A 16,051-nucleotide genomic window follows, 5' to 3' on the forward strand; every position below is an offset into this window, starting at 1 on the left:
CTGCTGAAGGCCTTCGCCGGCGAGGCCAATTCCAGCTCATTGCTGGACGCTCAGGCCTGCGCTAGGAACGGCTTCGTGATTCCGTCTTCCTTTTTTGGGAGGTAGTTCAGTGTTTGTCCTACCCCGGTATGGTTGGCTTGCTAGGACAATTCCATATGGACGCGCCGTCTGGTAGTTGTTAGGAAGTGCGAACCCCTCCCCCATGCCTGTAACATTTCTTCATCCTGCCGCCCGGCAGCTCGGAAAGCCGTTTGCCTGCGTCCGTGGGGAGGAGAAGCGTCGCCGACTCCAGCCGGAGTGTGGTGCCAACTTGGGAGCGTCCCTAGAGGAAGCATCGACGCAAGAGCCATCCATGAACGAGTAACCGTTTGAATTTATGCAGGTTTTTCCCCCACCAGTCGAACCATGGCCGTCGGCACTTCCTCGCAGGGTGGGGACTTTGGCAAGGCTTGCTCCTTTGATGGGGTTCGAGAAATCGAAGGGCAATCGCAAGCTGCCCTTGGAGCAGCACGATCTGCGGACTCTGGCGCTGATGGTTTTCGACATCGTAGTGGAAGCGATGGGGTTGGCCAGCGGTGCGACCAGGGAGGATATTGCTGCCGGGTTGACTCCGATCATCCGTTCGGCGGAGTCCGAGGCGGATCGAATCCGGATTCTCGAACTTACGGATCTGATGCTGGATCTGCTACTGAACGAAGCGGAGCGAAGGTCGGCGTTTCGCGAGGAGGTGCGGATTCCGGTCGATGGCGGCGTATATACCAGGATCATCGAGTTTCACTACTTGAGGCAGGTTCACGGTCCGAACGACGAAATGCTGCATCGTGCAACAGTGGAGGGCGTCAATCTTTACACGGGCACCTTGGGGCTCGATCTAGAAGATGCTCAGATGGCCAATGCCGCGGTACTCAAATATCAGATCGGGCGGGGGAAATATCGTGAGGCGGTAGTATCGGCGAAGCAGGCTGTGATCATCACCACGGGTTACGAGGTCAAACTTGAGCGTGCCTTGCGAGCGGCGGAGCGCGACATCACGCAGGTCGACTGGGCAGGCGAGATCTTGTCTATGCTGCAAGAGGCGCGGGACCATCTGCGCACCAGGCTGGAATCCGACGGTGAGATTTCTTCTGCGGTCACGGCGGCGAGGGACGACGCGGAGGAGAAGGATTGGCCGCACATCGGCCAGTTGCTGCACCACATTCAGGATTGCCAGCAGCGGAACTCCCGTCTGCATCAGCGCATCCTTGCCGCGAATGAAAAGTGGCTGTGCGAGCAGGCACGGCAAGCCTTTCGTCCGCGGGCGATCATCGCGCTGCCCGATCTGGAGGCTCAGGTTCTGCGGACAGCCCTAGGGCTGAGCTCGGTGGAGTTGTCTCCGGGCCAGTGTTGGGAACTGTGCGTTGGATTCCTCGGTGTAGCCGTTCCCCGTCTCATCGGACCGATCGAATTCTTCGACATGCTCTTGGCCCCGCCGCGAGACTATGAACGCGCGGAACTTCCGCTCCCGGAGTTCGACGCGGAGGAGATCGGCCCGTCAACGCCGTGGTTCTCGGAAGAGGACCATCGCAAGGTGGACCTGCGGCTCTCTGAGGTTTCCGAGCGGGAAATCAAGGTCTCGGAACTGCTTAGGGCGTCGCGCGAAGACGGCATGACCGTTCATCATCGAACCCTTCTTTATCTCAAGGTCCTGCACGAGTTCGGGGCACAAGCGGATCGTGTGATGCTTGCGGGCGAACCATTCAGTGACGATGTGTTTTCCGGCGATGATCTGATGCTGTCGCCGCTTCAATCACTATTGGAGGAAGACGATGACGGAATCTGAAGAAAGTCTGGCGGAGGAGTCCGGCCGCTTGATCGCGTTTGCGCTGCGACCCGCCGCATTGCCTGCGGGCCAACCGGAGTATCAGCAACTGCTGCGCCGCTTGCTCAGTGACAGGCGCTTCCAGCAGATGACGGAGTCGGTCCTGCGCGGGCTCGGGCTGCGGATGCTCGGCATAAGCGAGGCGTTCGGCCTGACGGTTGCAGCCGTCCCCGACGGGGTTTTCGCAGTGCGCCGGGATGACTATGGAAAGCTCCGCTCCACGACTGACCGGTTGATCCAAGGGATCGTCCACCTGGGCATCGCGGCGTGGTGCTTTCCCCGTGCGGAGGATCTGGGGGAGGCGGACATGGTGGCCGCCCCACGCCTAACGGTGGATCAGCTCGTGGAGCATCTGACGCAGTTATGCGACGAGTGCAAACGCCAGGACAGCGGCGAAGAGGCCCCGCCAGCGGAGGAGCTGCGTACTGCTTGGCAAAGCGTGCTTTCGCTGGGCAAGTATTCCGATAGCACAGGAGGTCGCGAGTCATTCGCGACACTGTCCGGAAAGATCACCCACGCGTTGGCCTTCCTTACGGAGCAAGGGTTGCTCAAGCGCGACGACCGGGACAACAAATCCGGTTGGCTGGCACGGCCCGCGTTCCGTCTCCATGTGCGCGAACTGGCGGGCTACCGCGCGTGGCAGATCGTGAGCCTCGCCGCTCAACAACTTCACCGAGATCATGGCCCGGCTTCTTAGGTTGCACCTCGCGAGCGTCGGTCATCCCGACGCCCGGTTCTCGCCGCTAAGCCTCGATTTCCGCGGGCCGGGCGGCGCGGCGGTGGATACCGTCCTCTGGCTCCGCAATGGCGGGGGAAAGTCGTCGCTGCTGAACCTCTTCTACTCGACCTTCGTTCCCCAGACGAAGCATTTCCTGGGCAAACGCTCCGACGGTCGCTCCCGTCAACTTGGCGACTACGTGCAGAGCCGCGACCTCGCCTGTGTAGTGAGCGAATGGGAGATGGCATCGTCGCCATCGCAGCCGTCGGACATCCGCATCATCGGGCAGGTAATTTGTTGGAAAGACGCTGTGCAAGCGGCCCATGACGAAAGCCGGTTGGAACGCTGTTTCTTCACGTTCCGGAGCGGCGTTGGCATCGGCTTCGAGTCGGTACCGCTGTTCGGCTTGTCCGCTTCTCCTTCGCTGAGCCTCGACCAATTCCGCAACTGGTTGGGCTGGTTGAAAGGGGAACATCGCGCGCTCGAGCCGGAGAGCCGCTCGCAGGGCCAGAAAGGCGACTGGCAACGCGTGCTGCGGGATGTCGGCTTCGACGAAGAGCTGTTCCAATATCAGCTCATCATGAACGGACGCGAGGGCGGGGCTGACGAACTGTTCCGCGTTCGCAACGCCGATGAGTTTATCAAGCTCTTCCTCGAGATCGCCTATCCGCCGCGGCTCGCCGACGAGACTGCCAGGACGCTGACCGGCGTGCGGGAGAAATTGATGCGCCTGCCGCAGCATAGCTTGGAGGAGCGCTTCGCTCTCGAATTGATCGGTGCCATCCTACCGCTGGAGGGCGCGGTGAGGGCGCAGGAAAAGGCCTCCGCCGCATTGGCGGCACGACGAAGGGAGAACTTTCTGCTGCACGCGGCCATCGGGCAGTCCTTGGAGAAGCTCAAAGTCCTTCGCAACGTGGTGAGGGAGGAAATCGCGTCGATCGACTTCGAAGCAGGCGAATGCAAGCAGCGCAAGCTTCAGCTACAGGAATACCGGTTGAACTACGAGTACCTGGCCAACGAGCTGGCTTTCACTGAAGCGGAGCAGGAACAAAGGGATGCGATGCGTGAGCAAGAGAATTCCGAGGATTCCCTCCTGCTTGCTGTCGCGGCGGAGTTTCTGGAGTCCCTGCGGCAACAGGAAGAGCACCTCGCAGGTCTTCGTAGAACCCAAGCGGCGCTTCAGGTCGAGCAACGGCCGGCGCTTGATGAGCTGGGTCGCGCGGGTGCCGTCTATGCGGCGGCGTTGAATTTGCTTCAGGTCTCCGCTGCCGAAGACTTGGCCGGTGCTCAATCGAAGCAGGCGGGCGTCGAGGAGGAAAAGAGGGTAGTTGAAGTGGATCTCAACCGTGCCGTGGCGGAAAGAGGCGGGGCTGAAGCGGAGTTCAGTGCCGTGGAGGAGCGCCTGCGACGCAGGGACCAGCAACGGGCGATCCTGCGCAACGAGGATTGGGTCGAAGACCGCGAGAAGGCATCCGCGGCGTCCACACGTTGGGAGGCGGAAATGTTGCGCTGTGATGAACTCGCGCGCCAGCACGAGAGACATGCCGTGGAGGCCGATCGCCAGGCGGTAGATGCCCGGTCGGCAGGGGAATCCGCAATCGAGAACCGCCGGCATCTTGAACGCCAGGCCGCGGATTTGAAGGCGGATCTCGACCGTGGGCGTACCGAAGAGACAGCGCTTCGCGAGAACATCCATTTGCGGGAAGCGGCATCGAGCGACACGCCCGACCTGGAATTTCCTCCGTTGGTCGAGCTGGTCTGGCAGAAAGAGAAGGTTTGCTTGAACCGGATCATTGCCACGCGGATGGACGCGATGGAAGACGAGCGGGCCGCGAAGTATCAGGAGTCGGAGCACCTCTTGCCTCCCAGTTTAGATGTCGACCGCGCGCTTTTCTGGCTGAAGGCGCAGAATGTTCTAACGGCCATGCCGGCTTACCGTTTCCTTTCGCAAAACGAGCGTGACGCGGCTGCCGCTACCGAGCGCATCCGGCAAGACCCAGCGCGCTATTCCGGAATCATGGTGAATAGCCGCGACGAATTCCGGAATCTTCATGGTAGAAGTTTGGTCATTCCGGGGCTCCGGAATCCTGTCGCCATCGCCTTGACCGGTTTCGCCCCGGACGACTTCAGCATGTCTGACACCCTAGTCCTGATTCCGGAGTCCTCTGGTGCCTTCAACCAAGCCGCGGCGTCAGAGGCGCAGGATGCGATCCAGCGCCGGCTTGAGAAGGCGGAGCAAAAAATTCGCGCGCTTGAGGAAGAACGGCAGGCAACTGCGGCGGTTTTGAAGCGCCTTTCGGACTTCCGGGCGGAGTTCGGCGGCGGAGTTCTCGCTAGACTGGAGGTGGAGCACCTACAGAAGGACGAGGCGGCACGGCAAGCGAAACACCAGGCCGAACAAAGCCGCGAGGAAGCCGCAATGTGGCAGGCCGAGGCGGAGAGGCTGAGATCGGATGCCATCTCCATTCACAAGTCGCTTCCCGCTCTGGCGGCAGGGGTGCAGAAGCTCAAGGCTTACGTTTCCGAATTTGAGCGCCATGAGGAAAATTGGACGGAACGACGTGGCGACCTTCTCCAGAGCCTTGAGGGGCTTTCTCATCAAATTGACGGGTTGGAACACCAAAAAGCTGGGCTGGAAGCCGGTTTTAAGGTGGCCGTGGAAACGGTCGCGGCATGCCGGGGCCGGCTTGCCGAGTTGGAGAAGGAGCGTGCTGCCATCCAGCACTTCTCCGACATCGGGCCGGTCGAAGTATATTCCATCGGCAGCGCCCGATCCCGCTACACAAGCCTGCTTGCCGCGTTCGAGAGCCGATATGGCAACGATGCGCTGTCGGGGCAGATCCATGAGGCGGAGATCGTGCGCGGCAGACTCGAAGCCAGCTATGTCCAGCGACGGGGCTCGCTCGATCAAGGCGACGTTTCGCGTTTTCTCGAAATTGGCGACCTAACGGAGCGCAAGTCGCAAGCCGAGAGGCGAAGGATGCAAGCTCATGTGCGCGTCACGAGCGCAGGGGTAGCCTTGGACAAGGCGAGGGCCGCGCGCAAGGCCCGCGCACACAAACAAGGCCAAGGGCTTCCGCCCGGGGCGGCGCGCCCCGAAACGTCCTCGGATGCCCGGGCGAAGGAGGCTGAACTCACCGCATCCATCGATCAGGCCAATGCCAGCCTGGAGGAGATTCAGGGTCGTCTCGGCATCAAGAAAGACGAAGCCGGCCGGATAAATACGGATATCGCCGCCGGCGAACCACTGCTCGGTCTCCTTGAAGGTCATATCGAGGAAGGTGGCGGCATCATGCCCTCGCTACCCGACGAACGAGAAGCGGTGCAGAAGCTGGCCCACGAGGCCAAGAAAGCAGCCGAGCGACTCGGCATGGAGCACCAGCAGACGTCCGGGGAGGTAGACCGCCTCGTGGAGATCCTGCTGGCGATTCCCCGAAGGGAAGATTTCGCTAAGCTTCCGTCCGCCTCCCGCGACAAGCTGCCCTCACTCCCGAAAGCGGAGCTGCTTGCGCGTTGCGGCGAATTGAAGGCGGGCTACGAAGAACGGCAGAAGGTGCTGCGAGCAGAGATCGCGTCTTTCAACGAAGACAAGGACATCGTGGTCCACCAGCTTCATAACGTTGCTCGCGAGGCCATCTCCCTCCTCTCCCAAGCGGAGCGGGCCAGTGTCATGCCAGAATCCATGTCCGGATGGGCTTCCCAACCCTTCCTGCGGATCAAAACCCCGCCGACCCCGGAGCCCGTGGTCTGTCGGGAAAGGCTCGGCATGTTAGTGGACCGCATGGTGCAGGAGAAAGCGATTCCCGACGGTCATGAGCTGGCCTTCGCCGCAGCCAGGGAAATCGCCACGCCTTTCAAGGTGACCCTGCTCAAGCCGGAACTCGTGCTGAGCCCACACCGCCACGACATCGTGGAGTTCGGCAATTTCTCCGACGGCGAACGACTCACCGCCGCCATCCTTCTCTACGCCTCGCTCGCGCAACTGCGCCGAAGGTCGCGCGAAGGTGACCGGCGTTCCCACGAAGCCGGCATCCTGATTCTGGACAATCCTTTCGGGAAGGCGTCCCTGCGCGACTTCGTCGAGATTCAGATGCGGGTCGCCAGTCAGATGGGCGTGCAGCTTGTCTACGCGACCGGCATCAACGATCTGGGTGCACTCGAAGTGTTCCCGCGCATCATCCGCTTGCGCAATACCCATCGCGACCGGAGGTCGGGCGACAAGGTGGTAACCCAGGATAGCGAGTCCGGCCGTTCCGCCATCGAAGCCGCGGCGGCGAATCTCAAGCCATGAACGAAATGGAATGCCAATTCTTGGAGGAGATCCGCTCCATTGCCAAGGGCCTTAAGCGGGTGCGCTTTCCGGATCTCTGCATCGCTTTCGGCAAGGTCTTTCCCGCGCTCACTGGCTTGGACCAACGCCGCCGTATGCACGAACTGCTGCACTCTCTCCGGGCGGGCGGTAAGGTGATGCTTCCCACCGGTCGCGTGCACTTCGACTGCGTGTCGGAGCCCCACCTTCCCCGCTGGATCCAACTCGTTTTGGTCGAGACCCGCGTTCCGCGGCCCGCTTTGGATTCAGCGGATTTTCCTTGGACTCCCGCGCTTTCTTTTGCTGCCACGCTGCGCAATCCCCAACAACTGGATGTCGTACGGCGGGTACATGAGTTTCTAGCAGCCGGCGGTGCCGCGAGGTGCATGGTCCCGATCAAGGAGCGCTCGGTCGAGTTGTTCGGTGACGAGAAGAAGCTCGACGTCATTCGCAAGAGCGTCTTGTTCCGGAGTGGCAGGCTTTCCCTGCCGCTCTTGCGTTGTTATCAGGTGACCCCACCGTTGGTCTGGGAACGCGGCCCGCAGCAGAAGGAGGGTCCGGTATTCATTGTGGAGAACCACTCTGCCTTCGACTCGTGCGTTCGTTGGAACGCGGAACGGTGCGCGTGGGCGGCAGTCGCTTATGGCAGCGGAACCAGCTTTGAAGCCTCCGCCCCTTTCCTCCAGAATATCGTCACGCAGGTCCAATGGGATGGAAGGTTGCTCTACTTCGGGGATCTCGATCCCAAGGGGCTGATAATTCCTGTTCGCGCTTCGTCGGCCCTCGTCGAAGTCGGATTACCTGCCGTTTCACCCCATTTCGGCTGCTATTGCCGTTTATTGGAGCGGGCGGAAGGGGCCGACCTGCCTCGGGTTGGAACCTTGGCGATCCCACTCGGGTGCGTCGATTGGTTGGGGCCCGCCTTGGCGGACCGCGTGGCCGAGTGGTTCGGACAGGGCATCCGAATCCCTCAGGAGTTGGTCGGATACGAGCAACTTGCCTTCGGAGCGTGCAGCGACACTAGTTCTGGTCAGTGGTCCGGCGCGCTTTGATCTCTCACCTCGACAGACCACCTTGCAATTGAGGGCGAGCTGCAAGTTGCGGCAATCGGTGGTGTCGAGCGCAGCACACAAGCCTCAATTGAGTGGATTCACCTGGTGAGCGATGAGTGTGCCCGATCTCCCGCATCGCATTGAATCCGGTGTGGGATACGACTATAATGCGGTTGGTCAGATGGGTCCCCGAGCGCCAGCATTACCTCGGGGGCACCGAGATCGCCCCGTTTCTTTTAGCAGCCGCGCATGAATGAGGAAGCATCAACCAAAAAGAGCAAGGCAGGACGCAAGCCGAAGATCACCCCGGAAGTCCAGGCGAAGCTGGAGGCGTACCTTCGCGCCGGCAACTTGGTGAAAACGGCCTGTGCCGCCGCAGGAATCGATCAGAGCACCTTCTACCTTTGGAAACGCAGAGGCAACGAAGATCGGAACGCAGGCAAGCGGACCCGATATTTCCAATTTATCGAATCAATCGGGGTAGCGCTGGCCGAGGGAGAGGTTCTTCTCGTGGCTGAAGTTCGAAAGGGTGGTGCCCGCGGCGCGCTGGAAATCCTCAAGCGCCTGCACCGCGAGCGCTGGGGCGACAAGGTTGCGGTCAACCAAACGCCCAACGGCGCTGGGCACCAACCGCTGCTCAAAGGCGGCCCGGCGGCGACAGTGACAGTCAATCTTCTGCAACCCGAGGGCGGCAATCCGCTTTTCAAGGCGGACGGCCAGCATCCGGAGCCCGCCAAGAGCATGAACGACGGAAAATCGAGAACGTGACTTGGCAGGATGAGGCTTCCGCTATCGACACCGATTCACCCCTGCTCCCGCACTACCTCGCGCCGGGCCAGCCAATAATTGGCGGTTCGTGGGGCACGTTGGAAACTGGCGCAGACCCTGAGACCCCGACGAGTGAGCTGGCCCCCGAAAACCGGTCCAGTGCCTAAGCTATGATTGTGGTGTGCAGGTGTGGCCTTAGAACCAAACCGAACACGCACGAGATGAAAGGTAAACGCAGACGACACGATCCCGAGTTCAAGGCCCGTGTGGCGCTTGAAGCGCTCAAGGGCGTGAAAACCATCCAGGAAATCGCCAAGGAATTCGACGTCCACCCGGTGCAGGTCTCGGAGTGGAAGAAGACGATGGCTCAAAACGCCGCGAGCGCCTTCGGGGGCGGCGCGGGCAAGACCGAAGCCGAGGACTTCGAGCGCGAGCGCGAACGGCTCCACGCCAAGATCGGGCAGCAGGCCGTCGAGTTGGACTGGCTGACAAAAAAGTCCAAGCAACTCGGTCTGTGAGGGATCGCGTCGGGTTGTTGGACAAGAGGCATCCCAAACTGAGCATGCGCAAGCAGTGCGAACTGCTGGGCGTGGCGCGCTCCACCGCTGGCTACCAACCGGTCGCGGAGGATCCGGAGGACCTGCGCATCAAGCGGCTGTTGGACGAGATCTATCTGGTCGATCCCTGCCTCGGCAGCAGGCGGCTGATGACGGTGCTGGAGCGCGATCATGGTGTGAAGGTCAACCGCAAGCGCCTGGACCGGCTGCGCCGCGAGATGGGCCATGAGGCGATCCGGTGCAAACCGCGGACCAGCATCCCGGACGACGGGCATCGCAAGTATCCGTATCTGCTGCGCAAGCTGGTGATCGACCGGCCCGACCAAGTCTGGTGTACCGACATCACGTATGTGCCGATGCCGCGCGGCCAAGCCTACCTGTGCGCTGTGATGGACTGGCACTCGCGCAAGGTGCTCGGCTGGGCGGTTTCCAACACTATGGGCACCGGCCTTTGCCTGGAGGCCCTGGAAATGGCCTTGGGAGCAACTGGCACGCGCCCCGGGATCTTCAACACCGACCAAGGTTGCCAGTTCACCTCCGCGGAATGGACGGGTCGGCTCACGGACCTCGGTGTGGAAATCAGCATGGATGGCCGCGGGCGGTGGATGGACAACGTGTTCATCGAGCGGTTGTGGCGGAGCGTGAAATACGAGGAGATCTACCTCAAGGAACACGCGACGGTCCTCGGCCTTGAGCAAGGGCTGCGCGAGTGGTTCGGGCGCTACAACGACTGGCGTCCGCACCAGCACCTCGGCAACCTCACGCCGTCGCGGGTTTACCGGCCGCCAGCCGAAGCCCCGAGAGCGGCATGACACCCCCGGCGCGCCGAAATCGGGAAGCCTCCGCTGCGGTCCTCGCCCTCCACTGCGCTACGCTCCGTTGCGTGCTCGTCCCTCCGCTACGGCTTCCCGATTTCGAGTCCCCCGTCACTCCAACCTTGATCCGCAAACCATGATCATCCCAAGCTCTCCCGCAGCCTGCCACCATAGCTTAGTTTAGCCAATTCGTGGCCGAAATTTGGGGGCCAGCTCAGAGATCTGAGTGACAGAAGCGAATCAACCGTGGCAGTAGCAGTGGTTGCAGGGCTCTAACAGGGAGAAAACCGCCTTTTTCTGCTGCAAGTTGGTTGGAGAGCGTTTTCTCCAGAGGAATTCTCCGATCGTTAGAATCAATGCGCCCCAATCTTCGGCAGCTGATCAATGGCCTTCTTCAGAGAGGTCAGCTCGATGTGAGTGTAGACATCGTTCATTTCTTTGGTCGTGTGCCCTGTCAGACGCATGCGTAGCTCCTGCGACACATCGGCATTGGCCAGCAGGCTGGTGAACGTGTGACGTAGGGAATGGAAGCTGCGGGCGTATTGGGTTCGTCCAGCCCCGTCACCCGCCTGCTTGACGATGTCTCGGGAAATACCGGCCGATTCCATCAGCCTGCCGAAGCAGAGGGAGAGACCGTTGCGACCAGCTACGCCTTTTTTGACGAGTTTGGGAAAAAGTGGCGCAGAGGGATCGTCGGAAAGCGGATGGTTCAGGAGGAACTCTTCCAGAGAGGGGTGGAGCGGAACGGTGAGAACCTTCTTCTTCCGGGACGTCTTCTGAGGCATGTAGGAGAGGTAACTCTTCTCCAGATCTACGTTGCCAGCTTTCAGTGAAGCAGCATCCCCGAGCCGGAGCCCACCGTAAACGCCCAGAAGGATGACTCCCCGCCAATCATCGGAGGAGGCTGCGGCAAGGAGCTTGCCGACTTCATCAGCCGTAAAGGGAGTTCGCTGGACGCTATCCTCTTCTGACAATGTGGCCACATTGCTGGCTGGATTCCGGGGGAGTAAGCCTTCCTTCACGGCGGCTGTCAGGCACGAGCGAACGTCCTTGAGGTAGCCGTTGGTGGTTTTGGCACTTCTGCCTTCGGCCCGGAGCTTGTCGCGGAACTTCTGGACGTCGCCTCCCACGAGCGTTTCCAAGCGGTCGGTAGATCGAACACCAAGGTGAGCCTGGAATCGGGCCACGGCGTTTTTGTAGCGAGCCACGGTGGCGGCTTTGCCGGCGACCTTCTTATTCTCGATCCAAAAATCGAGCCATTGGGTGATGGTATAGCCGCGGACCGCGGTTCCTGATTCGATCTCCGTGAACTTCGCCAAGAACTCACGGGCCATGTCGGCGGTAAGCTCGTGGCGGGTGGCCAAGTCCGCGGCCTCCTGCAGCACCGAGTAGATACGGGCGCTCTTCTCCTCGCCGGCTCCGGCTTCCTTGAGGAGGCTTTCCCGAAGAGCGGAGGCAAAGGCCTCGGCCTCGCGCTTGGTGGTTTTCCCAGTCTGGCGATTGATTTGGCGCTGCCGCCCGTCGGCACCGGTGATGCGAAACGAGCAGTAGTAGCCAGGAAGAAAAGCGCCCGTTTTTCGGTTGGGCCGCCGGAACAAACTCACGCCGATCATGCTAACGGGGTGCTAACATTCGTTCGCGTCCACGCAAGTCAATGTAGTCGCTGGATGATCATTTCCAACGGGTTGCAATCAGGGCTGACTTAGCTGGACACCATTGGACGCGCGGTAACGAATCCTGGGTTCGAGTCCCAGTCCTCGTACTTTTTCAATCGCTGGGTTGGCTTTGAAGGAATTTCCTTCTTGGCCCGGAGATTGGACTACGGGCCGATCATCCTGTTAGCGACAGCCTGCGTGGCGGCGCTTGGAGCGGGTGTTTTCCTGGGAGCCGGGCGGGAAGCCGATGCCCCGCTGTGCGCGAAGCAGGCCCGGGGTGGAGACGAAGGACGATACGCTCAAGGAGTCCTCAGCGTGGGAATCTTCACCGGCTTGTAATCCATGCTTTCGAACCATGGATCTTCGGGAACACGGATGGTGCCCGAGGCTTCGTCGATGATGAAGGGCTTGCCGGTGTAAGGTTCGAGCGGAAGCTCGCCGCCGACTGCCGCGAGGAAGGCGGCTCGGGCGATGGCGCTATCGGTTTGGGCACGGGTCCAGCTTTTTGACCAAGCACTGGATCCGATGGAGAGTGTATCCAGCATGGATGCACCATCCGGGGAGAGACCGCCTGTCTCGGGAGGGATGGCAGAGAGATCCACGAGTTCGTTCAAGGCCGAGGACTTCATCCGGGTGGTAAGGTTGGAGAAGTAGGCGAGGTAGGCCTCGACGACGGCATCCGGATCCGCAGGCCCGGTCCAGCCATCCGGCAAGCCGGCGGGGTCGCCGAGCAGGGCGGGAAGCAGGAAATTGCGGGTCATGTTATGCCATTCACCGCGGAAGATGTGGGCGAGATCGGCGGGCGTTTCGGCTTCATTCCCCATCAGGTCGTGCCAGGCCGCGAGCCCGGCTGGCGAAGCCTGAGGAAGCAGATGATCGAGGACATATTTCGTCGCGGAATTGCGGAGGAGAATGGCGACGGCTTCCGAGAGGATGTGGGGTAGCTCGATCCGGTCCATGTGATCGGCGAGTCCGCGCGCGGCTTGCACGCTCTGCAGCGCGGTGGCTTCGTCGCCTTGTTCCATGGCGAGGCGGGCGCGGGCGAGCAAGAGCTTGGTGGCATCGTAAGGAACCCGGGCGTTGGTGAACTTGAGGCGCTCCATGTCGATGCCCTTGACCGATTGGGCGGGGAGGAGGCCGATGGCTGAGATCTCGTCGATCAGGGCGCGATTGTCTTCAAGCCAGTTCGCGAAGACCGCGGCATCCCACGGGCTTTTTCCACCGATCATTGAGTCGATCTCTTCGGGCATCGGAATGCCATTCGAGCCGTGCTTGCCGTAACGATCGATGAAATCCAAGAGCTTGAGGAAGCCATTCTCATTGTCCGGCACCTCCTTGTAGGTCACCGCCATTTCGGGGTGCTTCTCCAGGATCTGCTGGTACCAACGTTCGGCGAGCCGTCGGATCTCCCTCTCGGAGCGCAGCGGCTTGGTTCGGTCCGCTTCGGACTTCGGCGCGTCGCCCGGGGTGATGCCGCCGGCTTTTGTGAGACGGGAGGAAAAGGGGAGGGCGTCGGAATTCTTCAGCGCCAGGAGCAGCGCGATCAGCAGCGCCGAGCCAGCCAAGGCCCGCCAGATGATCCTAGTGTGTTCGATCGCCACTTCATTTTGATCTCTAAGATATTTGGCATTCACGAACAAGCTTGAACGGATGGCCGATCACCCGGACGCTGGAATCCCGTCAACGCGGCTCTGCTTCCCCGGCGGGAAGAGCTGTCCGGTGTTTCACTCAGGATTGGGGAGCGTGCCCGCCGGCAGGCTGTCCCGCCATGCTGCGGCAGCCGCGGCGTCCTGCTCGCTCCAGAGAAGATTCAGGCGCTCGGCCGAGGCTTGGCGGTGAGAGGGGTCCTGCATGCTTTCGATGCTCCTTACTGCATCCTCGAACCGTTTCCGGGTGATCAGGCTGGGCACCACGGAGGCGGCGAGCGCATCGCGCTGCGGGCTGGGTGGCTGCTCTTGGAACCAATTCAACATGGCGTCCGGATACTTCTCCGCCCAATCGTCCATCGCGTGCTTGAGCGGCATGGGCGTCTCGTTGCTCTGGCCATAGCGTTCCATCCACCATTCGAGCGCCGGGCGGTCATATTCGCGGAAGATGGCTGCGCCCACCGCCTTGGCATCCACCTCGGGCCGCGCATCCGCCGGCACCGCATCGGATTCCAGATAGGAGCGTAGTTCCTGCAGGTAGTTCATCGTTCCCATCGCGTCTTCCTGCGGCCACCTGCGCAGCAGCTCGCGGTTCAGGTTGGCAAAGTCCTGCGGCCGGCCGGTGCTCTTGGCGAATTCCACCAGGCGGCCACGCATCACCGGATCGTCCGCGTATCCTTCTCCCCAAATGCCCATGAGCCCGCCGGGACCGACCAATGCCGAAGGGCCGCTGACCTTGAGGTATTCCGAAGTCGCGAGGTCGAAGTCGCGCTCCAACAATTGATAGAGCGCCCCCACGCGGAGGTCTTCCCGCAGCGTGGAAGAGCCCGCGGGCATCTCCGCGGAGTTCAACCATGCGAGTGCGCCCTTCGGATCATGATTCGCCCAAGATGAGAAGATCGCGCCGGCCAAGTGGGAGCTGTTCTTGGGCTGCTTGGCCAAGGCCGCCTTCAAGGCGGCGTCCGGATCCATGGCCATCCAGGCGGCACCGAGCTTCGTGTTCAGGATCTGGAAGCCGTCCCCATAGCTGGAGCTTATTCCGGCGAAAACCTCAGCCAGTTCTTCCGCAGAGAGCTTGGCAATGATCCCATCCATCTCCGCCTGTGTCTCCCAGTCGGTCTGGAGGCCGGGGCTTCCTGCGGCGAGCGCATTCAGCTTGCGGACGGAAGCGGCCACCAGGTCGGCCCGCAGCGCCTGGGTGTTACCAGCGGCTTGCCGGGGCGAGGCCTCGCGTTCCCCGGGTTTCTTGGCCGAGGAGGCGGAGTGGACGATTCCCGAACGCGCGATCAGGCGACCCGCCTTGGAGCCGAGGAATGCCAGGAGCGCCAGACAGGCAAGCAGCAGGCCGGTGGAGAGGATCGGCTTAATGCGCGGCATGATCCTTCGAGTAATAGTTACGGACATCGAGCGGCATGGTCTGGAGCCAGGCAGCGACGGCCTGCGGGTCCTGCTTCTGCCAAGCTTCGAATTGCGGGGTCAAGGTATCGGACATGATGGTGGATCCCAAATCGCGTTTCCCCATCTGCCAGCCCGCGCGCAGCCGGCTCATGACTTGGTTTTTCACGATGTCCGCCACGAGGTCGGTGCGGCCATTGGCTACCGCCCATGCCGAGGCCTCCTCCGGCTTCGAGTTGGCCCAGGAGTTGTAGGCATTCTTCTGCTCGCTTTCGGTGCTGGCTGAGCCCGGCTTCAGGATGGCTCCGAAGGATTCTTCGGGCGCTTCGAATTTCAGGGAGCTCTCGATGGTCTGTTTGATCCTTGCCAGCTTTTCGGGCGGGAGGTCGGCGGCTTCGACATCGGCGAGCATGGAGCGCAGGGTTTCCGGGTTTTGATAGTAGATGCGGTTGGTGAGGAGCGTCAGGCAGTAATCGAGGGCCTTCGGATCCGGCAGGGCTTTCAGTTTCGAAAACAGTTCCAGCCGGGATTCGGGAGTTTCACTGCGCTGGACGAGAGCCTCCACCACGCCGAAGAGCCCCTGCGGGAACTCCGTGGTTACCTTGGCGAGTGCGTGCTCCGGGTCTTGGGCCGCGAGCATCCGGCCGGCGGCGCGACCGAAGACGTTCTTGGCAAAGCGCGAGTCGCTGGTGGCCGACCAGCGCAGCGCCGCTTCGGGGTCCTTCGCGGCCCACGCCGCGCCGACCGCCATCAGAATGAAATAGTTCTGCTCGTGCTCGGGCTTGAGGGCCGCCTGCACGGCTGCCTCCGGATCGAGCTGGGCCCAGCGGAAGAAGAGCATGCCGATCAAGGCTTGGTTGGCTTGGTAGGGCGGCTTTGCCGGGATCTCTGCCAGGCCTGCCTGCACATCCTCAAGGGTGAAGCCACGGATGATCGACCAGCACTCCGCAATCTCCCGATCACCCAACTCGCTGCGTCCCGCTCCATGGCGGAGCTGATTCAGACGCTTGATCAACTCGGTCTGCGACTTCGGTGCCATCACGCGCCTGACCACCGAGCGGAAGGTCAGCGGATTGTTCCCCGCGGCATCCGTGATATGACGCTCCGCCCGGTAACCTATCCATGTGGCAAGCCCGAGGGTCGCCGCACCGAGAAGAAGCCGAGTTTTCCAGGAAAGCATGTGGTTTGAGAGAAGGTGACAGGAGACTTCAGGTCAATAACTCCGCCGCTTCCTTTTGCTGTCTGCATCTTCGCGGAGCCGATCCAGGTGCTGCCGGT

Annotated in this window: 10 protein-coding genes and 1 pseudogene; 7 read left to right on the forward strand and 4 right to left on the reverse strand. The window is 61.5% G+C overall.

The window, feature by feature from the left end; genetic code table 11:
• Positions 1 to 460: 460 nt before the first annotated feature.
• From ABWK72_RS22015 to ABWK72_RS22045, 7 genes and pseudogenes are all read left to right on the forward strand, one after another.
• Positions 461 to 1,819, forward strand: a complete 1,359-nt coding sequence (locus tag ABWK72_RS22015; RefSeq protein ID WP_367871732.1) for a hypothetical protein — start codon at positions 461 to 463, stop codon at positions 1,817 to 1,819.
• A complete protein-coding gene (locus tag ABWK72_RS22020; protein ID WP_367871733.1) occupies positions 1,806 to 2,555 on the forward strand; it encodes a hypothetical protein in 750 nt (249 codons plus the stop codon). The genes ABWK72_RS22015 and ABWK72_RS22020 overlap by 14 nt, the downstream gene beginning before the upstream one ends.
• Entirely contained in the window at positions 2,539 to 6,867 is a 4,329-nt protein-coding gene (locus ABWK72_RS22025) for a hypothetical protein (RefSeq protein WP_367871734.1), read from the forward strand. Before ABWK72_RS22020 ends, ABWK72_RS22025 begins: the two co-directional genes overlap by 17 nt.
• On the forward strand, positions 6,864 to 7,937 hold the full coding sequence (locus ABWK72_RS22030) for a hypothetical protein (RefSeq protein ID WP_367871735.1): 1,074 nt from the start codon (positions 6,864 to 6,866) through the stop codon (positions 7,935 to 7,937). Before ABWK72_RS22025 ends, ABWK72_RS22030 begins: the two co-directional genes overlap by 4 nt.
• 249 nt (positions 7,938 to 8,186) lie before the next feature.
• Positions 8,187 to 8,705: a hypothetical protein gene (locus tag ABWK72_RS22035; protein ID WP_367871736.1), complete on the forward strand. Its 519-nt coding sequence runs from the start codon at positions 8,187 to 8,189 to the stop codon at positions 8,703 to 8,705.
• 221 nt (positions 8,706 to 8,926) lie between these two features.
• Positions 8,927 to 9,097, forward strand: a pseudogene (locus tag ABWK72_RS22040) (transposase); the annotation flags it as partial.
• Positions 9,055 to 10,074, forward strand: a complete 1,020-nt coding sequence (locus ABWK72_RS22045; protein ID WP_367871730.1) for an IS3 family transposase — start codon at positions 9,055 to 9,057, stop codon at positions 10,072 to 10,074. The pseudogene ABWK72_RS22040 and the gene ABWK72_RS22045, both read left to right, overlap by 43 nt.
• A 356-nt stretch (positions 10,075 to 10,430) precedes the next feature.
• Here the strand turns inward: ABWK72_RS22045 and ABWK72_RS22050 are convergent, their stop codons facing one another.
• From ABWK72_RS22050 to ABWK72_RS22065, 4 genes are all read right to left on the reverse strand, one after another.
• Positions 10,431 to 11,690: a tyrosine-type recombinase/integrase gene (locus ABWK72_RS22050; RefSeq protein WP_367871737.1), complete on the reverse strand. Its 1,260-nt coding sequence runs from the start codon at positions 11,688 to 11,690 to the stop codon at positions 10,431 to 10,433.
• 341 nt (positions 11,691 to 12,031) lie between these two features.
• Entirely contained in the window at positions 12,032 to 13,333 is a 1,302-nt protein-coding gene (locus ABWK72_RS22055; RefSeq protein WP_367871738.1) for a hypothetical protein, read from the reverse strand.
• Between the two features lie 123 nt (positions 13,334 to 13,456).
• Positions 13,457 to 14,755: a hypothetical protein gene (locus ABWK72_RS22060; protein WP_367871739.1), complete on the reverse strand. Its 1,299-nt coding sequence runs from the start codon at positions 14,753 to 14,755 to the stop codon at positions 13,457 to 13,459.
• Complete coding sequence (locus ABWK72_RS22065; protein WP_367871740.1) at positions 14,742 to 15,953, reverse strand: hypothetical protein; 1,212 nt, start codon at positions 15,951 to 15,953, stop codon at positions 14,742 to 14,744. The genes ABWK72_RS22060 and ABWK72_RS22065 overlap by 14 nt, the downstream gene beginning before the upstream one ends.
• Positions 15,954 to 16,051: the final 98 nt, after the last annotated feature.

Origin of the sequence: Luteolibacter sp. Populi, assembly GCF_040801775.1 — a bacterium.
GTDB lineage: Bacteria > Verrucomicrobiota > Verrucomicrobiia > Verrucomicrobiales > Akkermansiaceae > Haloferula.

Bases quoted from the DNA above. Each gene is read 5' to 3' on its own strand.
- ABWK72_RS22015 (WP_367871732.1), top strand. From the start codon at position 461: ATGGGGTTCGAGAAATCGAAGGGCAATCGCAAGCTGCCCTTGGAGCAG.
- ABWK72_RS22020 (WP_367871733.1), top strand. From the start codon at position 1,806: ATGACGGAATCTGAAGAAAGTCTGGCGGAGGAGTCCGGCCGCTTGATC.
- ABWK72_RS22025 (WP_367871734.1), top strand. From the start codon at position 2,539: ATGGCCCGGCTTCTTAGGTTGCACCTCGCGAGCGTCGGTCATCCCGAC.
- ABWK72_RS22030 (WP_367871735.1), top strand. From the start codon at position 6,864: ATGAACGAAATGGAATGCCAATTCTTGGAGGAGATCCGCTCCATTGCC.
- ABWK72_RS22035 (WP_367871736.1), top strand. From the start codon at position 8,187: ATGAATGAGGAAGCATCAACCAAAAAGAGCAAGGCAGGACGCAAGCCG.
- ABWK72_RS22050 (WP_367871737.1), bottom strand. From the start codon at position 11,690: ATGATCGGCGTGAGTTTGTTCCGGCGGCCCAACCGAAAAACGGGCGCT.
- ABWK72_RS22060 (WP_367871739.1), bottom strand. From the start codon at position 14,755: ATGCCGCGCATTAAGCCGATCCTCTCCACCGGCCTGCTGCTTGCCTGT.
- ABWK72_RS22065 (WP_367871740.1), bottom strand. From the start codon at position 15,953: ATGCTTTCCTGGAAAACTCGGCTTCTTCTCGGTGCGGCGACCCTCGGG.